General features: G+C 67.1%; 16 protein-coding genes. 7 read left to right on the top strand and 9 right to left on the bottom strand.

Annotation, left to right across the window (positions count from 1 at the left end):
• Nucleotides 1-68: 68 nt before the first annotated feature.
• The gene (locus ACQ1RG_RS10550; protein ID WP_063249449.1) at nucleotides 69-1,265 is read right to left on the bottom strand and encodes an MFS transporter; all 1,197 of its coding nucleotides are present in this window, start codon (nucleotides 1,263-1,265) and stop codon (nucleotides 69-71) included.
• 175 nt (nucleotides 1,266-1,440) lie between these two features.
• Between ACQ1RG_RS10550 and ACQ1RG_RS10545 the strand changes: the two genes are divergently transcribed.
• On the top strand, nucleotides 1,441-3,120 hold the full coding sequence (locus ACQ1RG_RS10545) for a DUF885 domain-containing protein (RefSeq protein ID WP_119296563.1): 1,680 nt from the start codon (nucleotides 1,441-1,443) through the stop codon (nucleotides 3,118-3,120).
• 98 nt (nucleotides 3,121-3,218) lie between these two features.
• On the top strand, nucleotides 3,219-3,911 hold the full coding sequence (locus tag ACQ1RG_RS10540; protein ID WP_063249452.1) for a GntR family transcriptional regulator: 693 nt from the start codon (nucleotides 3,219-3,221) through the stop codon (nucleotides 3,909-3,911).
• A gap of 14 nt (nucleotides 3,912-3,925) precedes the next feature.
• Here the strand turns inward: ACQ1RG_RS10540 and ACQ1RG_RS10535 are convergent, their stop codons facing one another.
• Nucleotides 3,926-4,786 (bottom strand): aspartate/glutamate racemase family protein, encoded by an 861-nt coding sequence (locus tag ACQ1RG_RS10535; protein WP_119296564.1) that lies wholly within the window; start codon nucleotides 4,784-4,786, stop codon nucleotides 3,926-3,928.
• A gap of 32 nt (nucleotides 4,787-4,818) precedes the next feature.
• Nucleotides 4,819-6,336 carry an NCS1 family nucleobase:cation symporter-1 gene (locus tag ACQ1RG_RS10530; protein ID WP_101624552.1) on the bottom strand — a complete coding sequence of 506 codons (1,518 nt, stop codon included), beginning with the start codon at nucleotides 6,334-6,336 and terminating at the stop codon, nucleotides 4,819-4,821.
• A gap of 344 nt (nucleotides 6,337-6,680) precedes the next feature.
• Between ACQ1RG_RS10530 and ACQ1RG_RS10525 the strand changes: the two genes are divergently transcribed.
• The 4 genes from ACQ1RG_RS10525 to ACQ1RG_RS10510 all read left to right on the top strand — a co-directional run bounded on the left by ACQ1RG_RS10525 (nucleotide 6,681) and on the right by ACQ1RG_RS10510 (nucleotide 10,148).
• Nucleotides 6,681-7,733, top strand: a complete 1,053-nt coding sequence (locus ACQ1RG_RS10525; protein ID WP_186372579.1) for an Rv2578c family radical SAM protein — start codon at nucleotides 6,681-6,683, stop codon at nucleotides 7,731-7,733.
• A gap of 147 nt (nucleotides 7,734-7,880) precedes the next feature.
• Complete coding sequence (locus ACQ1RG_RS10520; RefSeq protein WP_095375678.1) at nucleotides 7,881-8,618, top strand: DsbA family oxidoreductase; 738 nt, start codon at nucleotides 7,881-7,883, stop codon at nucleotides 8,616-8,618.
• Nucleotides 8,619-8,691: 73 nt separating this feature from the next.
• Complete coding sequence (locus ACQ1RG_RS10515) at nucleotides 8,692-9,264, top strand: NADPH-dependent FMN reductase (protein ID WP_144587940.1); 573 nt, start codon at nucleotides 8,692-8,694, stop codon at nucleotides 9,262-9,264.
• A gap of 146 nt (nucleotides 9,265-9,410) precedes the next feature.
• The gene (locus ACQ1RG_RS10510) at nucleotides 9,411-10,148 is read left to right on the top strand and encodes an MgtC/SapB family protein (RefSeq protein WP_009374787.1); all 738 of its coding nucleotides are present in this window, start codon (nucleotides 9,411-9,413) and stop codon (nucleotides 10,146-10,148) included.
• Between the two features lie 24 nt (nucleotides 10,149-10,172).
• Here the strand turns inward: ACQ1RG_RS10510 and ACQ1RG_RS10505 are convergent, their stop codons facing one another.
• From ACQ1RG_RS10505 to ACQ1RG_RS10495, 3 genes are all read right to left on the bottom strand, one after another.
• The gene (locus tag ACQ1RG_RS10505; protein WP_082834997.1) at nucleotides 10,173-11,363 is read right to left on the bottom strand and encodes a M20 metallopeptidase family protein; all 1,191 of its coding nucleotides are present in this window, start codon (nucleotides 11,361-11,363) and stop codon (nucleotides 10,173-10,175) included.
• 74 nt (nucleotides 11,364-11,437) lie between these two features.
• Nucleotides 11,438-12,739, bottom strand: a complete 1,302-nt coding sequence (locus ACQ1RG_RS10500) for a metal-dependent hydrolase family protein (RefSeq protein ID WP_186372580.1) — start codon at nucleotides 12,737-12,739, stop codon at nucleotides 11,438-11,440.
• A gap of 51 nt (nucleotides 12,740-12,790) precedes the next feature.
• Nucleotides 12,791-13,411, bottom strand: coding sequence for a TetR-like C-terminal domain-containing protein (locus ACQ1RG_RS10495; RefSeq protein ID WP_119296569.1), 621 nt, complete (start codon nucleotides 13,409-13,411; stop codon nucleotides 12,791-12,793).
• Nucleotides 13,412-13,628: 217 nt separating this feature from the next.
• Here ACQ1RG_RS10495 and ACQ1RG_RS10490 point away from each other — a divergent pair, with 217 nt between their 5' ends.
• Nucleotides 13,629-14,606, top strand: coding sequence for a hydrolase (locus ACQ1RG_RS10490; RefSeq protein ID WP_430600100.1), 978 nt, complete (start codon nucleotides 13,629-13,631; stop codon nucleotides 14,604-14,606).
• Between the two features lie 82 nt (nucleotides 14,607-14,688).
• Here the strand turns inward: ACQ1RG_RS10490 and ACQ1RG_RS10485 are convergent, their stop codons facing one another.
• From ACQ1RG_RS10485 to ACQ1RG_RS10475, 3 genes are all read right to left on the bottom strand, one after another.
• Complete coding sequence (locus ACQ1RG_RS10485) at nucleotides 14,689-17,556, bottom strand: HNH endonuclease signature motif containing protein (RefSeq protein WP_201671332.1); 2,868 nt, start codon at nucleotides 17,554-17,556, stop codon at nucleotides 14,689-14,691.
• A gap of 737 nt (nucleotides 17,557-18,293) precedes the next feature.
• Nucleotides 18,294-19,643, bottom strand: coding sequence for a purine-cytosine permease family protein (locus ACQ1RG_RS10480; protein ID WP_144587942.1), 1,350 nt, complete (start codon nucleotides 19,641-19,643; stop codon nucleotides 18,294-18,296).
• Entirely contained in the window at nucleotides 19,640-20,269 is a 630-nt protein-coding gene (locus tag ACQ1RG_RS10475; protein ID WP_144587944.1) for a YybH family protein, read from the bottom strand. Before ACQ1RG_RS10475 ends, ACQ1RG_RS10480 begins: the two co-directional genes overlap by 4 nt.
• Nucleotides 20,270-20,311 lie beyond the last annotated feature (42 nt).

The following is a 20,311-nucleotide window of genomic DNA, read 5'->3' as shown; positions in this document are numbered from 1 at the left end:
GTCACCCGCCGTCCGCACCACGGTCTGGCGGCCGAGGTCCGACGCCCGTCCGAGCGCAGGCGCGCCCGTCAGCCGATGAATTCTCGTCCCGGGCGTCCGCCCCGGCCGCGGCCGTGGACGATGGAGTAGACGCCCATCGCGACGACGACGAGTCCGGCACAGAGGAGGAACATCCCCCGACCGCCGGTGAGCGGCATGAGGGCGCCGAGGATGATCGGCCCGATCCCGGATCCGACGTCGAGGAGGAGGAAGAACGACGAGGTCGCCACCGGCACCCTGGCCATCTCGACGGACTTGACTGTGATCGTCTGGGCGCTGGGCATGAGCGAGCCGAAGCCGAGTCCGACGAGGACGCCGGCGATGACGATGCCGGTCATCGTCGGCCACAGGGCGATGAAGAGGTTGCCGGCGGCGTTGAGGGCGAGGACCGGATAGATGACGACGTTGTCGCCGTAGACGTCCTGGATCCGGCCGACGAAGAGGCGGGCGACGAGGGAGGCTGCGGCGAAGGCGACGAAGAACATCGAGGCGGCGGCGGGCACTCCGTTCTCGGCCGCGTACCCGGCGAGGAAGACGAGGGCGGCGGCGTAGGCGGTGCCGGCGATGAGCATGATCAGCCCGATGCGCAGACCGTCGCGGTCGACGAGCGTGCGGGGGTGGAGGTGCCACTTGGCGGCCCGCTGCTCGGGAGTGAGCTCCTGCTTCGGCAGGCGCAGGAGGAAGCAGAGGATGAGGGCGATGAGCGACATGAGCGCCGAGGCGAGGAAGAGAACCCCGAAGTCCCAGCGCTGGGGCAGGACGACGCCGAGGTAGGGCCCGAGGGCCGTCGACACCGTCGTCGCCGTGCCGAAGTAGCCGGTGCCCTCACCTCGGCGGGAGGCGGGGATGATCGACTGGATGGCCGTCATGATCGCCGTGTTCCCGGCTCCGAACGCGACGCCGTGGATGAGGCGGATGACGATGAGGAGGACGAGGCTGTCGGCGGCGATGTACGCGAGCGAGGCGAGGACGAAGACGGCCATGGAGATGACGAGCAGGGTCCGGCGGCCGATGAAGTCGAGGTACTTGCCGGTGAGGATGCGGGCGATGACGGCGCCGACGATGAAACCGGACGAGGCGAATCCGGCGGCGGCCTGGCCGGCGGAGAAGCGGGCGACCGCGTACCCGGCCATCGATGTCATGAGCAGGTAGAAGACCATGGACATCGCGAGGTTGAGGCCGACGCCGACGACGAAGTCCTTGGTCCACAGCTGTGCTCGTGCCACGTCCGATCCGTCTCTCTTCCCTCAGCCGTCCGCGTCCCGCCGGGCGGCGGGACCATCCAAGGCTATAGCTTCAGCGAACTCCCAGGATGCGATGTCCGCACTGTGCCCATGTGCCTCTCCTCATGGCCTGTGACCGGAGCCATGAGGTGTGCGTCAGCTCATATAGGGTGAGGTCATGACCGAAAAGAGAACCCCTTCCGCCGTCGACGCCGTCGCTGAGGACTTCGTCGACCGCTCCCTCGCCCTCTCCCCCTCCCTCGCCCTCTACCTCGGGCTCGAAGGAGGCAAGGGCTTCGACGACCTCTCCCCCGCCGGCCTCGCCGCGCTCAACGACCTCAATGTCGAGACGCTGCGCCGCCTCGACGAGGTGGAGGCGAGCGCCGACCTCGACGACGTCGACCGGGTCACCCTCGATGCGATGCGCGAGCGCCTCGGCGTCGCCCGTGACTACTACGAGGCGGGCTTCCAGCACGCCGACCTCAACGTCATCGCCTCCCCCGTCCAGCACGTCCGCGACACCTTCGACCTCCTGCCGACCGCGACGGTGGCTGACTGGGAGACGATCGACACGACCCTGGCCGCCGTGCCCGCATCGCTGGCCGGATACCAGGAGTCACTCGCGCTCGCCAAGAGCCGCGGTCAGGTGGCGGCCCGGATCCAGATTGAGAAGGTCATCGACCAGGCCCGCGATCTCGCCGGGGACGACTCGACGTTCCTCACCCTCATCGCCGGTGCCGATGATGTCGCCGAGGTGTCCCCGCAGCTGCGCAACGACCTCGCCGCCCATGCCGATGGAGTCCGACAGGCGTACGCCGACCTCGCCGATTTCCTCGGATCCGAGCTGCTGCCGGCGGCACCGGAGAACGAGGCATGCGGCAGGGAGGCCTACGCCCTGCACTCGCGGAACTTCCTCGGCGCCGAGGTCGACTTCGACGAGACCTACCGGTGGGGACTTGCGGAGCTCGAGCGCATCGACGCCGAACAGCGCCGGATCGCCGAGGAGATCATGCCCGGCACCGACCTCTTCGACGTGATGAAGGCGCTCGACGCCGATCCGGAGCGCACCCTGCACGGCAAGGACGCGCTGCGCGAATGGATGCAGGGGGTCGCCGACGAGGCGATCGCCGAGCTCGGGAAGACCCACTTCGACATCCCCGAACCCGTGGGCACGATCGAGGCGATGATCGCCCCGTCGTCGACCGGCGGCATCTACTACACGGGGCCCACCGACGACTTCTCCCGTCCCGGTCGGATGTGGTGGTCGGTGCCCGAGGGCGTCACCGAGTTCGCAACCTGGCAGGAGAAGACGACCGTCTACCACGAGGGCGTCCCCGGCCATCACCTCCAGGTCGGGCAGGCCACCTACGTCTCCGATACCCTCAACCGCTGGCGCCGGCTCATGTGCTGGGTGTCCGGGCACGGCGAGGGCTGGGCGCTCTACGCGGAGCGGCTCATGGCCGACCTCGGCTACCTCGACGACCCGGCCGACTACCTGGGCATGCTCGACTCGCAGCGCCTGCGGGCCGCCCGCGTCGTCCTCGACATCGGCTTCCACCTCGGCCTTGAAGCCCCGGAGAGCCTCGGCGGGGGCACATGGGACCGGGAGAAGGCGTGGCAGTTCCTCACCGACAACGTCGCGATGGACCGCAGCTTCCTCGCCTTCGAACTCGACCGCTACCTCGGCTGGCCGGGACAGGCCCCGAGCTACAAGATCGGGCAGCGCCTGTGGGAGCAGTTCCGCGACGAGGCGAAGGCCGAGGCCGGCGACGACTTCGACCTCAAGGCCTTCCACACGAAGGCCCTGGGCCTCGGCTCGGTCGGCCTCGACACCCTCGGCCGGGCGATCCGCCGCTGAGCGGGGTCAGATCTGCGCCGGCCGGGTCTGCGCAGGTCGGGCCTGGCCGGCCGACCTGCGCCCTGCAGCCTCGGCGCTCGGAGTGGGAGAATGACGACGTGAAGAACAATGACAGCCCTAGGTCGGAGACCGTGCGGGTGACGGAGATCCTCCGCGACGAGATCATCGACGGGGTGCGCGCGCCCGGCAGCCGCCTCGTCGAGCGCAATCTCGCCTCCGAACTCGGAGTCAGCCGTGTCCCGGTCCGCGAAGCCCTCAAGCAGCTCGCCTCGGAGGGGCTCGTCGCCCACCGTCCGAACACGTGGGCGACAGTGCGCGAGTTCTCTCCCAGCGATGTCGCCGACCTCGCCGAGGTGCGTCAGGCCTTCGATCTCCTCGCCTTCGAACTCGCGGCCCAACGGCACACGCGGGAGGGACTCGCCTCACTCGAGGCGACGATGGAGGCGGGTCGACGGCAGGCCGAGGCCGGGGATGCGGTCGGTGCGCACCGGAGCGCCGCCGCCTTCCACTCGATCGTCACGGAGCTCTCCGGCAACCGGCTCCTCGTCGAGGTCGGGCAGCTCCTCGACTCGCGGATGCGCTGGCAGCTGAGCCAGCATGACGAGCTCGACGTCGTCGCCACCGAACATGCCGAGCTCTTCGACGCGATCGCCCACCGCGACGTCGACCGGGTCCGCGAGCTCGCGACCCACCATCTGAGCACGAGCCGCCAGCAGCATGACAAGCACCGGGAGCGCCTCGCCCACGAAGGCAAGACGGCGGAAACCGAGGACGCGAAGGCCGAGGGCTGAGGGAGACGACGCGCTCAGCCGGCGGCCGGATGCGTCCTGACGGCCGGGTCAGCCGTCGCGGGTCGGTCCGTCGCCGCTGAACCTGCGTCATCGGACCGCGGCCCGGCGTCTGTCGCCGCACTCGCCTCCTGCGCCGCACTCGCCTCCTGCGCACCCCGAGCGAACGGCCACCCGGTCATCCGCTTCGGTCGCGCCGGCGCGAACGTGCGCACCTTCGAGGTCGAGAGTCCGAGGCCGACGAGGGACTCGGCGAGCCTGACGGCGGCGGCGACACCGTCGACGACGGGGACCGAGCAGCGGTCGACGATCACCTCGGCGAGGTCGGCCATACCCCCGCACCCGAGGACGATGACCTCGGCACGGTCACGATCGACCGCCTCGGCGGCCTCACCCGCGATCGCGTCGACGGCCCGGTCGGGATCGGCCTCGAGGTCGAGGACGGCCATCCCCGAGGAGCGCACGGAGGCGCAGTGCCGGTCGAGCCCGGCGAGCAGAAGCCGATCCTCGATGAGCGGGACCGTGCGGTCGAGGGTGGTGACGACGGAGTATCGGCGGCCCAGCAGCATCGCCAGCGTCGCACCCGCCTCGGTGATGTCGACGACGGGGACGTCGAGGAGCTCCTGCAGGGCTTCTCTGCCGTGCTCGCCGTAGCCGGCCTGGATGACAGCGTCGTACTCACCGTCGTATCCGAGCACGGCGTCCATGACGCCGAGTGCCGCGAGGTGGCTTTCGACGTTGCCTTCGCAGGATTCGGGGCCGAAGCTCGGGGTCAGGCCGATGATCTCCGTGTCCGCCGAGGCGGCCTCCCGTGCCGCTCGGGCGATCCCGTCGGTCATCGACGCGGTCGTGTTGACGTTGACGACGAGGATTCTCATGGGTCTCTCCAGGTCAGGTGGGTGTGTGCGGGTCAGTGTGCGGTCGGGACGGCGATCTCCTCGCCGTCGACCTCGCGGAAGGTGAAGTCGCGGCGGGCGATGACGAAGTAGATGACGGCGGCAAGCCCGGCGCCCAGGAACCACGAGAACTCCGAGACCGAGGAGAAGGCCGGCACGAGGGCGAGGATGAGCGCGATGAGGGACGCGGGGATGAACGCGCCGATCGCCCGCCAGTTGACCCCGTGGTGGTAGAAGTACTCGCCGTCGTTCGCCTCGGTGTAGAGCTGGGGGACGTTGACCTTCGTCTTCCGCACGAGCCAGTAGTCGACCATGATGATGCCGAAGAGCGGTCCGAGCAGGGCACCGAGGCCGCCGAGGAAGTAGACGATGACGACAGGTGAGTCGTAGAGGTTCCACGGGAGGATGGCGAAGCCGATGATCGCCGAGATGATCGCGGCGCTGCGGAAGTTGAGATGACGCGGGAAGAGGTTCGTCAGGGCGTAGGTCGGGGCGACGAAGTTCGCCATGAGGTTGACTGCGACGGTGAGGATGAGCAGGGACAGCGAGGCCAGCGCGAGGAGGATCGGACTGCCGATCGCCTGGACGATGTCGGCGGGTGAGGTGATGACGGTGCCGTCGATCGTGTACTGCGCGCCGGCGAGCGAGATGACGACGAGGCCGAAGACGAGCATGTTGATGGGGATGCCCCAGAAGTTGCCGACGACGATCGAGCCGCGGGTCTTCGCCGAGCGGGTGAAGTCGGAGAAGTTGAGGACGAAGGTGCCGTAGATCGCCACCCACAGGGCACCGCCGCCGAGGATCTGCACCCACATCTCCCACCCGGTGAGCGGATCGTCGATCGACCACGAGATCCGGAAGTCGACGCGGACGAGCATCCACACGGCCAGGGAGACGAAGGTGAGGAGGATGATCGGTCCCGCGATCGCCTCGTACCTGCGGATCATCTCCATGCCGTAGCTGACGATGATGACCTGGACGATCCAGAGCAGGGTGAAGGAGAACCAGCCGAGGCCGCTGAGTCCGAGGAATTCGACCTCGGCCCATGACTGCAGACCCGGCAGGAACGTGAGCAGAAGGACATTGAGGACGTTCGCGGCGAGGTAGGTCTGGATGCCGAACCATGCGATCGCGACGATTCCGCGCACCGAGGCGGCGAGCTGGGCGCCGTGGATGCCGAAGGCGATGCGGCTCATCACCGGGTAGGGCACCCCGGTCTTGTGCCCCATGATCCCCGAGAGGGTGAGGAGGATGAAGAGGAGGGCGGCGCCGACGAGGAGGGCGACGAGGATCTGCCACGCGCCGAGGCCGAGGGCGAAGAGTCCGAGCGCGAAGCCGTAGTTGCCGAGCGAGTGGACGTCGTTGGCCCAGAGGGAGAAGACGCTGTAGGCCGTCCAGCTGCGGCCCTCCTTCTTACAGGGAGCGAGGTCGGCGTTGTAGAACCGCGGGCTGATCCGGTGGGCCGCCAGTTGCTCGGGGCTCGGCCCGAGGCGCTCGGGATTCGGCTGGTCGGAGGTCACTGTCGTCGCCATGGGGCACTCGCATCCGAGACGGCATAACACTGGAATACCAAACGAGGATCCACAGGGTCATGGTGATGATTGCTGACCGGTTCAGCGTAACGTGGGTCACAGTTCTTCCGCAATGAGGAAAGGGGCTTTCGTCTTCGAGAAATCAGACTGCAAGCGTCGTTCGCGGCGGTGCACATCTGGGCAGATGGCCGTCACGACGCTCGCGACGAGTCTGGATTTTTGGCATACCATTTGTCCGAATGCTGAGCGAAGGGCGCAAGGTGGGCGCGCCCGCACCCCCACGGGCGAGCACCCCGGCGGACAGCACTCTTGACACGGACTCGAACACGTGTTCGAATGCTGGCATGCGGTGGAACGAGCAGGAGAAGGTGGCCGGGCTCTTCGGAGTCAAGGGGCTCGTCCGCAGCGTGCGCACTCCGGAGTTCGCGGGAATGACCTTCCACGAGGTCCTCGCGAAGTCGGCGCTCAACCGGGTGCCGAAGTCGAGCGGAATGCCCTTTTCGTGGACGATCAACCCCTACCGCGGGTGCTCTCACGCGTGCGTCTACTGCTTCGCGCGGAGCACCCACCGCTACCTCGATCTCGATTCAGGTGAGGACTTCGACCGCGAGGTCATCGTCAAGGTGAACACACCCGAGGTCCTCGCCGCCGAGGTGGCCAAGCCGAAGTGGTCGCGCGAGCTTGTCGCGCTGGGGACGAACACCGACCCCTACCAGCGGGCCGAGGGTCGCTACGGCCTCATGCCGGGCATCATCACCGCGCTGGCCGAGCATGCGACACCGCTGTCGATCCTCACGAAGGGCACCCTGCTCCGGCGGGATCTGCCGCTGCTCGCCCGGGCGGCCGAGGATGTCCCCGTCGAGATCGGCATGTCGATCGCCGTCCACGACGACACCCTGCAGCAGGCCATCGAGCCGGGTACGCCGACGACGACGGCGAGGCTCGCGACCGTGCGTACGGCAGCCGACCTCGGCTTCCGGGTGACGGTCTTCATCATGCCCGTCCTGCCGAAGCTCACCGACTCGCGCGAGCACCTCGATGCGGCCCTGCGGGCGATCAGCGAGGCCGGGGCACACCGGGTCGTCTACGGTGCCCTGCACCTGCGGCCCGGCGCCAGGGAGTGGTTCTTCGAGTGGCTCGGGCGCGAACATCCCGAGCTCCTCCCCCGCTACCGACGGATGTATGCGAACTCGCCGTATGCCTCGAAGGAGTACCGGACGTGGCTGCGCGCACGGATCGATCCGCTCATCGACCGCTACGGCCTGCGCGGGTCGAGGGACGAGGACTACGGCGAGCGCGGGGCGCTCGGCACCAGGGGTGACCGGTCCGCAACCGGGACGTCCTCGATCGCCATCGGCGCGGAAGGCCTCCCGCAGCTTCAGGCCGCCCTCTTCTGAGCCCCGGACTTCCATCCCACCGGCCCCTGACCCCAACCGGCCGCTGACCACACCCGACACCTGAGCGCCGCCGACCGATCGGCGGCGACCGCGCTCACAGCTGTTCGTCCGGGGAATAACGCGCGCTGACCGGTAGTTGAAAGTGTCATGAAAATTGAGATCTGGTCGGACATCGCGTGTCCGTGGTGCTACATCGGCAAGCGACGCTTCGAGACCGCGCTGGAGGGGTTCGCCCACAAGGACGAGGTCGAGGTCCGGTGGCGCAGCTTCCAGCTCGACCCCTCGCTCCCCGATCACGTCGAGGAGTCAGAGGCCGCCTACCTCAGCCGGACGAAGGGCATGCCCCCGGAGGCCGTCAAGCAGATGTTCGCGCAGGTGAGCGAGCAGGCCTCTGGCGAAGGACTCTCCTACGACTTCGACTCCGTCGTCGTCGCCAACAGCTTCACGGCACACCGCTTCCTCCACTTCGCGCAGACCCACGACGTCATGGCCGAGGCCGAGGAGGCACTCATGTCCGGACACTTCGAGACCGGTCGTGACATCGGCAGCATCGACTACCTCGCCGAGGTGGGTGAGAGTCTGGGAATCGATCCCGCCGAGACCCGCCGGGTCCTCGAATCCAATGAGTACACCCGCGCCGTCGAAGCCGACATCGCCGAGGCCCGCGCGCTCGGCGCCAACGGGGTACCGTTCTTCGTCATCGACCGCAGGTACGGGATCTCCGGGGCCCAGCAGTCGGAGACGTTCTCCCGCGCCCTCGACACTGCATGGGAGGAGAGCTCCACGCTCACCGTCCTGTCCGGTGCCGGCTCCACAGCCGCCGATGCGTCCGACGGTGCCGATGCGCCCAGCGGTGCTGTGTGCGGCCCTGAGGGCTGCGACTGAGGGTCCGACGGTCCGACTCCTCGCCCCTCCCCCTGAGCACCACCTCCACCCCCTCCGAAAGGACACCCCCACAGTGAACGATTCCGCCCCACTCATCCGAATCGTCGTCGGCAGCATGCGACCGGTCCGCGTCGGTGACCAGATCGCGGCCGCCGTGTCCGAGGTCATCGCCGACGCGACCGGTGCCCGCGTCGAGATCGTCGACCTCGCCGACCTCAGGCTGCCGATGCTCGATGAGCCGGCGATGCCGGCTCTCGGGAACTACCAGAACGCCCATACGAAGGCCTGGGCCGAGATCGTCTCCGAAGCGGACGGAATCGTCTTCGTCACCCCGCAGTACAACGGCGGCTATCCGGCGTCGCTGACGAACGCGATCGACTACCTCTTCGCCGAATGGCGGGACAAGCCCGCACTCATCGTCAGCTATGGCGGGCACGGGGGCGGGATGTCCGGGGCGCAGCTGCGCTCGGTTCTCGAATTCATCGGGGTCGACCTCGTCGCCGACAACGTCGAGATCACCCTTCCCCGCGAGTCGTACGGCGCAGACGGTCGCCTCGTCGATGCCCCGGAGATCGTCCAGGGCTACGCTGACAAGCTTGAGACCGCGGCGAAGACTCTCGACCGGACGTTGGCCCCACAGGCCTGAGCCAAGCGCTGGCCGGGGCTCAGGAGCCACCGGAACTCTGAGGCACGAAGACGGCAACCCGATCCTGCGCAGTGCGGGGTCGGGCTGCCGTCTCTGCTCGTCCGGCGTTCCGAACCGAGCGGTGCAGGACTAAGGTGAGTTCCATCATGGGCTCCTACACCGATTTCCTGGGACCGACCGCGCTCACCGAGGCAGTGCTGCTGCTGGCGAGCTTCGTGCTCTGTTCGCTCATCGGCTTCGAACGCCAGTTCCGGCAGAAGAGCGCGGGCTACCGGACGCATGTGCTCGTCGGCATCGGCACGTGCGCGTTCACGCTCGTCTCCGCCTACGGTTTCTCCGGTGTCCTCGACAGCGACGTCCAGCTCGACCCCTCGCGGATCGCCGCGCAGATCGTCTCTGGCATCGGCTTCCTCGGCGCCGGCGTGATCTTCAAAGGCCGGAACATGGTCCGCGGGCTGACGACGGCGGCGACGATCTGGGTGGCTGCTGCCGTCGGCATGGCGTGCGGGGCGGGAATGCTCGGGCTGGCGACGATGCTCACGGCACTCCACCTCCTCACGCTCTTCGTCGTCGCGCCGCTCATCCGCAGGATCCCCGACAGTGATCACGGGAAGCTCCTGCGCATCGTCTACCGTGACGGCGGTGGGATCCTCCGAGAGATCCTCGCCGTCGCGAGCTCGATGGGATTCAAGAACACGATCCTCGACTCCCAGCGGTTCGAGGACGAGGACGGGGTGACGATGGTGCGCATCGATGTGAGGTTCGACGGCAAGCGCCCCCTGCACATGCTCATCCCGATGATCATGGAGCTCGACGGGGTGGACAAGGTGAGCATGCGCGAGGACCGTGTCCACTCCGTCGATTCCGACGGCGACCCGTTCTGAGCCGGCTCCGGCTCAAGGGACTGCTCAGCCGCGCAGCGACCGTTCCCACGCGAGCGTCGCCAGAGCCGCTGCCTGGTCGGGAAGGTGGGCATCGTCGAAGAGGACCTCGGGCGAGTGGTTGACCGCCGCCGTCTCGGGGTCGACGCCGTCGGGGGTGACGAAGAGGAAGACGAAGGCACCCGGCACCTCCTCGAGGACATACGAGAAGTCCTCCGAGCCCATGACCGGATCGGGAGCTTCGACCACGCGGTCGGGCCCGAAGGCCTTCTGCAGGGTCTCAACGGTGAAAGCGGCCTCGGCAGCATCGTTGACGGTCACCGGGTACTGCTCGTTCCACACCACCTCGGCGGTGCAGCGATGGGCGGCGGCGATCGATTCGGCCAGACGCGTGGCGAGCTCTGGAAAACGCTTCGTCGTCTCGGCGGAGAGCGTGCGCACGGACATCGCCAGGGAGGCGGTCCCGGGGATGATGTTGACGGCGGATCCGGCGTTGAGCTGGGTCACCTCGGCGACGATGGGGTCGAAGACGCTGAACGATCCGGTGACCATCGAATAGATGGCCTGCCCGAACTCGAGGAGAGGCCGGATGGGGTCGACGGCGTCCTGCGGACGCGAACTGTGCCCGCCTTTGCCGTGCATGGTCAGGTGGAAGGTGTTCGCTCCGGCCATGATCGTGCCCGGTCGGGTGACGAAGGTGCCGGGCTCACCGGGGGCGACGTGGATCGCGTAGGCGGCGTCGGGGGTCGATCCGATGGTGTCGAACATGCCCTCGTCGATCATGTCCTTTGCGCCGCCGAGGCCCTCCTCGCCGGGCTGGAACATGAATGCGACGGTTCCGGCGAGCTCGTCCTGGTGGGCGGACAGGAGCTTCGCGGCTCCGACGAGTCCGGAGACGTGGAGGTCATGACCGCACGCGTGCATGTTCCCGTTGGTCGAGGCGTAGTCGAGGCCGGTCGTCTCGACGACGGGAAGGGCATCCATATCGCCGCGGAGCAGGATCGTCGGGCCCGGCCGTCCGCCGCGGAGGACGGCGATGACGGAGCTCAGCCCTTTTCCGGTCGTGATCTCGAGCGGCAGGCCGTCGAGTGCGTCGAGGATGGCGCGCTGGGTGCGGGGCAGGTCGAGTCCGAGTTCGGGGTTGCGGTGGAGGTCGCGGCGGAGCTCGATGAGCTCGGTGCTCAGGGCGGCGGCTTCGGTGGTGAAGTCGATCGTCATGGTTTCGTGGTCCCTTCTGCGGTGATGTGGGTGGTCATCGGTTCTGTTCGGTGCCGGTCGGCGGGGTGCGTCGGTCATCCGGCGAGGAGCGGGCGGGAAGGTTCGTCGCCGAACCACCCGGCGCTGTCCTTGACGACGGCACCACCCTGGACGATGGCGGTGACGTTGTCAGGGTCGGCGAGCGGGGTGATGTCCGTGAGCGGATCGAAGTCGACGACGAGGAGGTCGGCGAGCTTGCCCGACTCCACTGTGCCGAGGTCGTCGTCGAGGCGGAGCAGCGCGGCCGCGTTCTTCGTGCCAGCGACGATCGCCTCCATCGGAGTGAGACCGAGTTCGACGGCGTGGACGGGTTCGCGGAGGTTCTCACCGTGGGGGCAGACACCGGAGTCGGTGCCGAGTGCCACGCGGACGCCGGCGGCGAAGGCGGCGGCGAGGCGTTCCCGGGCGATCGCCGACCAGGTCACCTTCTTCTCGTACAGGTAGCCGGGCACCAGGGCGGGGTCGGGCACGCGCAGTGCGCTGCTCAGGGTCGGGACGAGGAAGGTCCCGTGTTCGAGCATGAGGTCGATGCCCTCGTCGTCGATGCCGTAGCCGTGTTCGACCGAGCGCACTCCCCCGCGGATCGCCGCCTTGATCCCCTCCGGGCCTTGAGCGTGAGCGGCCACCGGCTGACCCGCGCGTTTGGCGGTCTCGGCGACGATGAGGCGGACATGCTCCTCGGGGACGCCGAGGTCGTCGGGAGTGTCCGTGGGGCTCGAGACGCCGCCCGTCGTGCACACCTTGATGACATCGGCACCCCCGCGGATGAGGAGGCGTACGGTGCGGCGGACGTCGTCGTCGGTGTCGATGATCGGGTGGACGGGCATCGGCATCGGGACTTCGCGTCCGTTGGGCAGGGTGAAGTCGGTGTGCCCGCCGGTGGGTGAGAGCGCTGAGACGGCGATGTGCAGACGGGGCCCGTGGATGAGCCCGGCGCTGATCGCATCGCGGATTCCGCGGTCGATGCCGCCGAGGTCGCGCGCCGTCGTCACTCCCGCCATGAGCGTCCGGCGGGCGTTGAGCGCGGTGCGCAGGGTGCGTTCGGAATCGAAGCGTGCGGCATCGGCCGCCTGGTCCTCGATCGAGAGCCCGAGGTGGACGTGGGCGTCGATGAAGCCGGGCAGGATCGTCCTGCCTGTGAGGTCGATGATGCGTGCGGCCGGAGGCCGCTGCTCGTCGTCGGCCCGGCGCGGACCGGCGTAGACGATGCGCCCGTCGGCGATCTCGAGCTCGGCGTCGGGAAGCGGCGGTCCCCCGGTCCCGTCGATGAGGGTGGCTCTGCGCAGGAGGAGTCGGTCGTCACCGGGAACAATGGGTGGGACGAGTGCCGCGGCCATGGTGTCCTTTCGTCGGTCGTGCAGTCGTGATCGCAGGTCGAGTCGTGATGGTCAGGGGTCGGTGGTCCGGGCCCGCGCGCCGGTGGCTCCGACGAGCGATCTCACCAACGTGCGGTAGGTGTCCTTGACCTCATCGTCGGTGCCCTGTGGCCTGCCGGGTCGGAGCGTCAGCCGGAAGAGGGTGATACCGGCGAGAGCGTCGAGGATGAGATCGTGATCGAGGTCGGGGCCGATCTCCCCGCGGTCGACTGCGCGGTCGAGGATCGCCGTGCCCATCGCGTGTCGTCGCTCCATGAAGCCCTCTGAGATGAGCGGGATGACGTCCATGTCGAACATTGCGAGCAGGAGTCCGTTGCCGCGGGCGCGGGCATCGTGTGAGCGGCGGACGTTCTCGACGTTCTGCCACGCGTGAGCGACGAGGTCCTCGACGACGTCTCCCGTATCTGGTTGCTCGCCGAGGTCGAACGTCTCAAGGATCGCTGCGGCGACGAGCTCGGGCTTGGTCGGCCAACGCCGGTAGATCGCGGTCTTGCCGCACCCGAGTGTCGAGGCAAGCTGCTCGATGCGCAGGTTCGTCAGCCCGTTCGCCTCGACTTCCGCGCGCACGGCGGCGAGCACTCTGGCGGTGAGCTCGGCGTCGAGCGGCCGCCCCTTCGTTGTGGGCTGCGTCATGATCGGAGCCTCTCACGTCCGAATCTCTTTACGCAACACAACGTTTCGTTTTGAGACGGTGGCAGATTCCCAGAAGCCGACTGGCTTCAAGACTCTGGGCAGGCCTCGAAACGCCGACAAGCTCCCCAACGCTGACGAATTTCCAGACGTCGGCTGCCTGAGTTCCCGTCGACTCGAAGCGGAGAGGTCGTAGGCTGGGTTGCGAGAAAGGATGACGATGACGACTCCCCCGAACAGCGCCAACGGCAGCAGAGCCGACCGCTCCTTTCGTCGAGACGATGCCAGGAGACCTCGCAGCGGTGAGGGGCGCCGTCACAGCGATGCCGGGAGCCGACAGGACGGAGTCAGCGGCCATTCCGGAGGCGACAACCACCGCCTCGCTGATGTCCTGATCTGCCGCAACTGTGGCGTGGAGACCGGCCCCACTCCCCCGCCGATATGCCCGATCTGCGATGACGAACGGCAATGGGTGCCATCATCGGGTCAGGAATGGGTGAGCCGATCGCACCTCGCGGACGAGGGCCACAGGGTTGTCATCGAGGAGCGCGAACCGGGGCTTCATGCTCTGCGGATCGAGCCCCGTTTGGGCATCGGCCAGACGTGCTATCTGGCTGCGACCGACCACGGCAATTTGCTCTTCGACGTTCCGCCCTTCATCGACGACGAGGCGGTCTCCGCGATTCGGGAACTCGGTGGGATCGCCGCGATCGCACCGAGTCATCCGCACATGTTCGGCATGCAGCTGGCGTGGAGTGCGGCGTTCGACGATGCCCCGGTCTATGTCTGCGAGGCAGATTCGGAGTGGGTACAGCGGCATGGCCCGGCGATGACCTACTTCGACGCCGATGCCACTCCCCTCCCGGAGATCCTGCTGCGCAGAGTCGGCGGTCATTTCCCCGGCAGCGCAATCGCATTGTGGCCCGGTCACGACGGCCACGGAGTGATGCTCAGCGGCGATTCGATCGGCCCAGTCGCGCGATCGGGGTGGGTGACATTCATGCGGAGCTTCCCCAACTACCTTCCGCTCTCCGGCGCGGTCGTCAGGAGGATCGCCGCCTCGGTGGCCGATCTCGACTTCGACAGGATGTACGGCAACTTCGGGCAGACCATCCCGGCCGGCGCTTACGATGCAGTGCAGTCATCGGCGGACCGGTATGCCAGGTGGGTCTCCGGGGAGTTCGATCATCTGACGTGAGTGTCGATGAACTGAGGTGAGGTCGCGGCCGTGTACCCGAAACGGTTCCCGAGATGTGTGAGAGAACCGGTCCCCCGAGGTATCAGAACGGCGGCGGGTCGTCTTCGTCGTGGTCCCATTGCACGCAGGCCGCCGTCCATGCTCGCGAGCTTTCCCAGAACGGGTCGAGCGGCTCCGTCCACTCGTCTCCGGCCTCGTCCCTCCGCCGCCAGATGGAGTATGCCGATTCCCGTTTCCCAGGCATCAGTCTCTTCATCGTCACCGGATCCGATCCGGGCGGCAGGCACGCCTGGTGAGTGACGTTCGGCCAGTCGAGGCAGTCCGACAGCCTCTTCCGTCGTCGAACTTCGATCGATCGCGCGATGCACTCTGCAAGGAGCCGGTCACGCTCCGCCGCCTCTTCAGCACGACGGATCGCGTCATCCCGCTCACGCACGGCGTCCTCATCAGGTGGGACTTCGACCGTGTCCTTGGCTGGTGGAATCAGATGTTCGGGAATCGTTACTTCGCCGGGGCTGAGGCCGCACAGTTCACTGAACTCCAATGCGTGGGCGACATCGATCGGCTGGTCTGGTGCCCGGGATCGGGTTGTGACTCCGTGTCGGAACTCGTATTCGACGGTTCCCGTGTCGAGCATGCGCACGCGGAACCGGTCGGCCGTCTTGATGGCGTGGTGGCGTTTGCACAGTGGGTGGAGGTTGCCGAACCTCGTCAGCCCGCCTTTGAGCGGATCGAGGTGGAAGAACGGAATGATGTGATCGATCTCCGAGGTGACCGCTTTGCGAGTGCACCCGGGAACGGAGCAGACTGCCCATTTGGAGATGAGTGTCCTGCGGACGTTGTTCGGAATCCGGTACGTCGTCGCTTTCGCATCAAGTGGAGTGCCGGTGGCGGGATCGGTGAGGATCCTCGTCATCGTCGAGCTGTAGCCGGCGATACGTCGAGCGGTCTCAGCCGGAATCGGCGATCCTTCGGGGAGAACGCCCGGAAGATCCGACTCACCGCAGACGGTGAGGAACGGAACGGTGACGACCACGCCGGCCTGCCAGTAGAGCCACCAGTGATGCGTGGGCATCGCGATGACGACCCTGCTGTCGATGATCCGCGAACCGTTGAGCGGGGAGGCTGAGAATGCGCTCCCCCACCGTGAGTCGTCAGTTCCGACCGCATCCCCAGCGACGCCAGATGCGGCGGCGCGGAGGCTCCCATCGCCTCCGGCGCCGATGGCGGCCACCTGCCCGTCGTGCATGACGATGGCTCCGTCGGAGTCGATGTCGAAGAGCAGATTTCCCTCGTCATCGAGGAGCGGCTCTTCGCGTTCGGTTTGCACCCCGGTGACCGGATCGATCGATCGCACTCGGATGCAGAGTCTGGGCTGAGGCCGGGACAGGATGTCGTACTCGAGAGCCTGGATCGAACGCTCATCGGCGATCTCCACACCAGGTGGCAGGTCGAATGCAGCCCCACGACGTGCTCGCACTGCCCGCGCCATTGCTTCGACTCGTCGGTAGCAGGCGTAGAGCTCATCCGTGGGACCGATGAGTGACAGGCACGCCGATCCGTTCTTGTAAGTCTGGAAGTCGACGCGGCGGCGTTCGGCGGCCGTCTTCGACCGGTCCTCGGCCGGCTGGAGCACTGTGATGAATTTGCGCAGCGCCGTGCGCAGCCGGTCGCAGGTCACGTCTGCGCGTCGTTCGGCGAGATGTTCGTCGATCCGGGGAAGATACCTGAAGGCTACGGTTCGGCAGAGGTCGGCAGCCGCCTGGACATGAGCCATGGTGAACTCGCCTGCCCGGACGCGGTCAGCGAAACGCGGCAGTCCGTGGATGATCGTCATCGCGATGCCCAAGTGACGGTAGGTCTTGGCGATAGACAGGCCAAGGATCGAGGCGGTCTCAGCGACATCCTCGGCGGGCACGTTGTCGCTGATCCAGACCGACATGTCCGTGTCGAGGCCGAAGTCCGGGAAGTCGAGGCGATCACTGTCGGTCTGGGCTTCACCGTCGCTCTCGCATTCGGCGTCCGCGTCAGTGCCCGCCGATGCTCCAGGACTATCCGATTCTCGACCATCCTGCATCTCACAGGCTGCGCTCGCGATCGTCTCCGTCTGCATCGATGCGAGCAGCGACCACTGTGCGCTGAAGTCGGCATCAAATGAGAGCAACTCGGTCGGCGACTGACGGATGATGACAAGCTCGGTGGATGCCGCAGGCGGGGAGGCCTTACCTGTACACACCAGACATTCGGGGTCCGCGCAGGGGCCGAAAGGGTCACGGCGAGAATCAGGCGGGGCAGGTACAGGGGGACGGCCCGACGACATAGTGGAGCGGTCCGAGGACGCTCTAACACTGTCCGACGAGGAAGCAGCGCCGTCCGATGAGGAGGCTAAGCGGTTCGACGACAAGGTGAACGTCGACACAGTGTCGACAGTCGAATTGAGAAGGTCACCTGTAGCAGGCTCGCACTGGGAATCGCGTGGGGAGGTACAGTTGCCCACGCCGTCGATACAGTCGCCGTCAGCACCCTGATCGATAACTGCAGGTCCGACAATGCCCTCGTCAACGCTGCCGTCTTCCTGACCGCTATCCTCATTGTCACTCTCGCCGCGGCCGTCACGCTCGAGACTGCGCGCGACAGAGGCGGCGATGGTCGCGATCCGGAACGGCGAGTCGCCGTCGGGAACGGCATTGCCCCACGCACGGACAGCTCGTTCAAGGGTGAGGCCGGCGGTCGCTTCGAGGACCTTGAGCTGCACCTGGTCTGATTCCGCTGAGATCACAGCGAGCGCACTCGAGCTCGAATCGAGGCGGACGGTCGTCTGAGAACGGGTGTGCGAGCCGTGCTCCGCGCCCTCGTCACCACCGGCAGGTCCGCTGCCGAGACGGGCATCACGAGGTGAGGCCGCTGCGCTGTTCGCAGACTGCCCGTTTCCTGACGGGATGCCTTTCACGGTGGTTCACCTGCCTCGGACGCCTTTGTCGAGAAGTGCTGATCGCATCGAACTTCCTAGTACGTCAATACTAACTGATTCGAACAGACAATGTGAATACCTGATTGAAAAATACTCTCAAGTATTTTCAGTCCATCCGATCCCTGCTGCTGTTCCATGTCACCCATTGTTGCAGTCGGCACTGACATAAGATCGAGCATCGCAGTTTCAGCACGCACCGCCGTGATCCGGCACTGCCGGGTCACTGAAGTTCACGGCTGCCTGGACGCACCGCCCCAGCACTGCGTCACTGCACCGCCCCAGCACTGTCCCACTGCTGGGGTTCTGGGCCACATCACCGAACAGCGCCCCACTGCCGGGAACCACGGTCACCGAAGCTCAGGGCTGCCGGGGCACCGCTCCAGCGCCGCCTCCCTACCCCGCTGCAGCACCGCCTCACTCCCGGGGTCGAAAGCTCCCGGGGTCGAGGGCGGCCGAGTACAGGGCTACCGGGATCCGCCTCCACCCGACTGATGCTCCAGCGGCAGCAACGGCCATCGCCGACCCACGGAACCCCACCTCGGCCATCGCCGGCCGACGAACCCCCACCTCGGCCATCGCCGGCCGACGAACCCCCACCTCCACACATTGTCCGCCCACGAACCCCTACCTCGGCGCATCACCCACCAGCGGAACTCCACCGCCGCACGTCCACCCGCCCAAGGAACCCCACCCCGCGGACGGGCACACGCCGAATGTCAGCGGTCGGCCGCCTCGGCGAAACGGGAACGCGTCGACCACGACAGCCCGAGATAGAGGAGGAACGAGATGACGAAGGACGGGATCGTCGCTCCCAGCGGACTCGGCCACACATAGGTGAGAAGGTAGGAGGCGAGCGCTCCGATGATCCACACGATGACGGCTGCCCAGTTGATTCCGCGGACGTAGGAGTAGATCCCGCCATCGTCGCGGAGGATGTCGCTCGTGTAGACGCCGCGCTTGATGATGTAGTGGTCGGCGATGAGGATCGCGAACACGGGGACGAAGAACGCGCCGATCATCGTGAGGAAGTCGGTGTACTGGTCGAGCAGCGCGAGCCACGTCGATCCGACGATCGAGATCAGTCCGAGGACGAGGGCGACGGGCAGGAAGCGCAACCGCGACCCGCTCTTCGCGCCGAGCACGGAGTTGACCATGCCGTAGACGACCATCGTGTTCGTCGCCATCACAGAGAGGAAGATGACGATCGCGAGCGGCCAGCCGAAGCGGTCGGCGAGTGCGGTGGGGTCGAAGGGCTCGGCGGTGCCTCCATCGAGGATGATGAAGCTGAACGCCGTGAGCCCGAGCAGCATCGCGAGCACGGTCGAGGTGATGTAGCCGAGGCCGGAACCGACGATCCCGGCCCTCTGACTGCCGGCGAGCCGGTTGAGGTCGCCGGAGAGCACCGTCCACGAGATCGCCGTGGCGATGACGATGTCGAGTGCGAGCACGGGGGTGAATCCGAGGCTCTCATCTGCGGGGATGGAGACGTATTCACTGGGCGCGTGGCCGATGAAGGCCGTGGCGAAGACGTAGGCCATGACGAGGAGGATGAGGAGGGCGAACCACGGCTCGGCCTTCTCGATCCCCTCGTGACCGAGGATCGCGAGCCCGACGACGAGCGCCTGACAGAGGACGGAGAAGAGGATGGGGTTCGAGAATCCCGTCGTCTGCTCGACGACGTAGTTGACGCTGATGCCGGCAAGCATCGCCTGCACCCAGCTCCATCCCATGAGGATGACGACGTTCGCCGCGACCGGCAGGTAGCTGCCAGTAGGGCCGAACGCTCCCCTGGTGATCGCCATCGTCGCCAGTCCCGTACGCGTGCCGATGTTGCCGACGAGGACGAGCACGACAGTCCCCGTCACCGTCCCCGCGACGATGACGACGATCGCGGTCCCGTAGTCGATGCCGGGGACGAAGAGCGTGCCCGTGAGCATCGTCGTGACCACGAGGTTCGCCGCCAGCCAGATCATGAACATCCGACCCGTGCTCAGCCGCCCCCGCACCACCTGCGAACTGTCGGTGTCGGATCCGACCTTCTCCTCGAGTCTGCGGTACCAGTTCATCGACCGACCGCCTCGGTGCCGGGTGCGTCGCCCGACCTCGCCGAGGCTGCCCTGCCCTGGCCGTCGGAGGTGACCGAGTCAGCGGAGGCCGATCCGTCGTCGCCCGGGACCGTGGACAGGTGCTCGTGGATCGCGATGAGATGACCCTCGCCGAGGTGGCGGAAGACGATGCTCTCCCGTTCCCGATACGACTCCCGGCCGCTCCCGGTCTCGACTGTCGTATCGACGGTGTGGGAGAAGACCGCACCGCCGGGGAACGTCTGGACGAGCGGGTCGGACGAGGCGCACGAGACGACCGACCAACCGTCGGCGAGCCAGCCTTGCCACGTCTCTTCGTACTCGGCTCGGGAGTTCAGGCGGTGGTCCTCGGGGTGGAAGATGAAGGAGGCGTCCTCGGCGAAACCGGCGAAGTACGCATCGGTGTCGGTCGCTGCGAAAGCCTCGACGATTGCGACGGCCGCCTGCGTGACGGCGTCGACCGTCGGGGTGAGGGCCTCATCTGTGAGGTCGGCGGTGGTGCCCGCCGAGATTGTGGCACTCACCGAGGGGGTGGTGCTCGCCGGGGTCGCGGGATCGGAAGCAGCTCCGCGGGAAGCGGAGTCCGGCTGGTTCGACTTCTCTGTCATGGTCTTCAGGCACCCTTCTTCGGTCCGGCCTGCTCAGACACT

Source organism: Brevibacterium sp. K72, assembly GCF_050562175.1.
In the GTDB taxonomy this organism is placed as follows: domain Bacteria; phylum Actinomycetota; class Actinomycetes; order Actinomycetales; family Brevibacteriaceae; genus Brevibacterium; species Brevibacterium casei.
The sequence above is the reverse complement of the archived record's forward strand: the minus strand, read 5'-3'. Positions and strand labels throughout refer to the sequence as shown.

What these genes read in the sequence shown, in the direction of transcription:
- ACQ1RG_RS10480 (WP_144587942.1), bottom strand. Translation starts at nt 19,643, where the DNA reads ATGAACTGGTACCGCAGACTCGAGGAGAAGGTCGGATCCGACACCGAC.
- ACQ1RG_RS10500 (WP_186372580.1), bottom strand. Translation starts at nt 12,739, where the DNA reads ATGGCCGCGGCACTCGTCCCACCCATTGTTCCCGGTGACGACCGACTC.
- ACQ1RG_RS10535 (WP_119296564.1), bottom strand. Translation starts at nt 4,786, where the DNA reads ATGAGAATCCTCGTCGTCAACGTCAACACGACCGCGTCGATGACCGAC.
- ACQ1RG_RS10505 (WP_082834997.1), bottom strand. Translation starts at nt 11,363, where the DNA reads ATGACGATCGACTTCACCACCGAAGCCGCCGCCCTGAGCACCGAGCTC.
- ACQ1RG_RS10510 (WP_009374787.1), top strand. Translation starts at nt 9,411, where the DNA reads ATGGGCTCCTACACCGATTTCCTGGGACCGACCGCGCTCACCGAGGCA.
- ACQ1RG_RS10475 (WP_144587944.1), bottom strand. Translation starts at nt 20,269, where the DNA reads ATGACAGAGAAGTCGAACCAGCCGGACTCCGCTTCCCGCGGAGCTGCT.
- ACQ1RG_RS10545 (WP_119296563.1), top strand. Translation starts at nt 1,441, where the DNA reads ATGACCGAAAAGAGAACCCCTTCCGCCGTCGACGCCGTCGCTGAGGAC.
- ACQ1RG_RS10520 (WP_095375678.1), top strand. Translation starts at nt 7,881, where the DNA reads ATGAAAATTGAGATCTGGTCGGACATCGCGTGTCCGTGGTGCTACATC.
- ACQ1RG_RS10490 (WP_430600100.1), top strand. Translation starts at nt 13,629, where the DNA reads ATGACGACTCCCCCGAACAGCGCCAACGGCAGCAGAGCCGACCGCTCC.
- ACQ1RG_RS10495 (WP_119296569.1), bottom strand. Translation starts at nt 13,411, where the DNA reads ATGACGCAGCCCACAACGAAGGGGCGGCCGCTCGACGCCGAGCTCACC.
- ACQ1RG_RS10530 (WP_101624552.1), bottom strand. Translation starts at nt 6,336, where the DNA reads ATGGCGACGACAGTGACCTCCGACCAGCCGAATCCCGAGCGCCTCGGG.
- ACQ1RG_RS10525 (WP_186372579.1), top strand. Translation starts at nt 6,681, where the DNA reads ATGCGGTGGAACGAGCAGGAGAAGGTGGCCGGGCTCTTCGGAGTCAAG.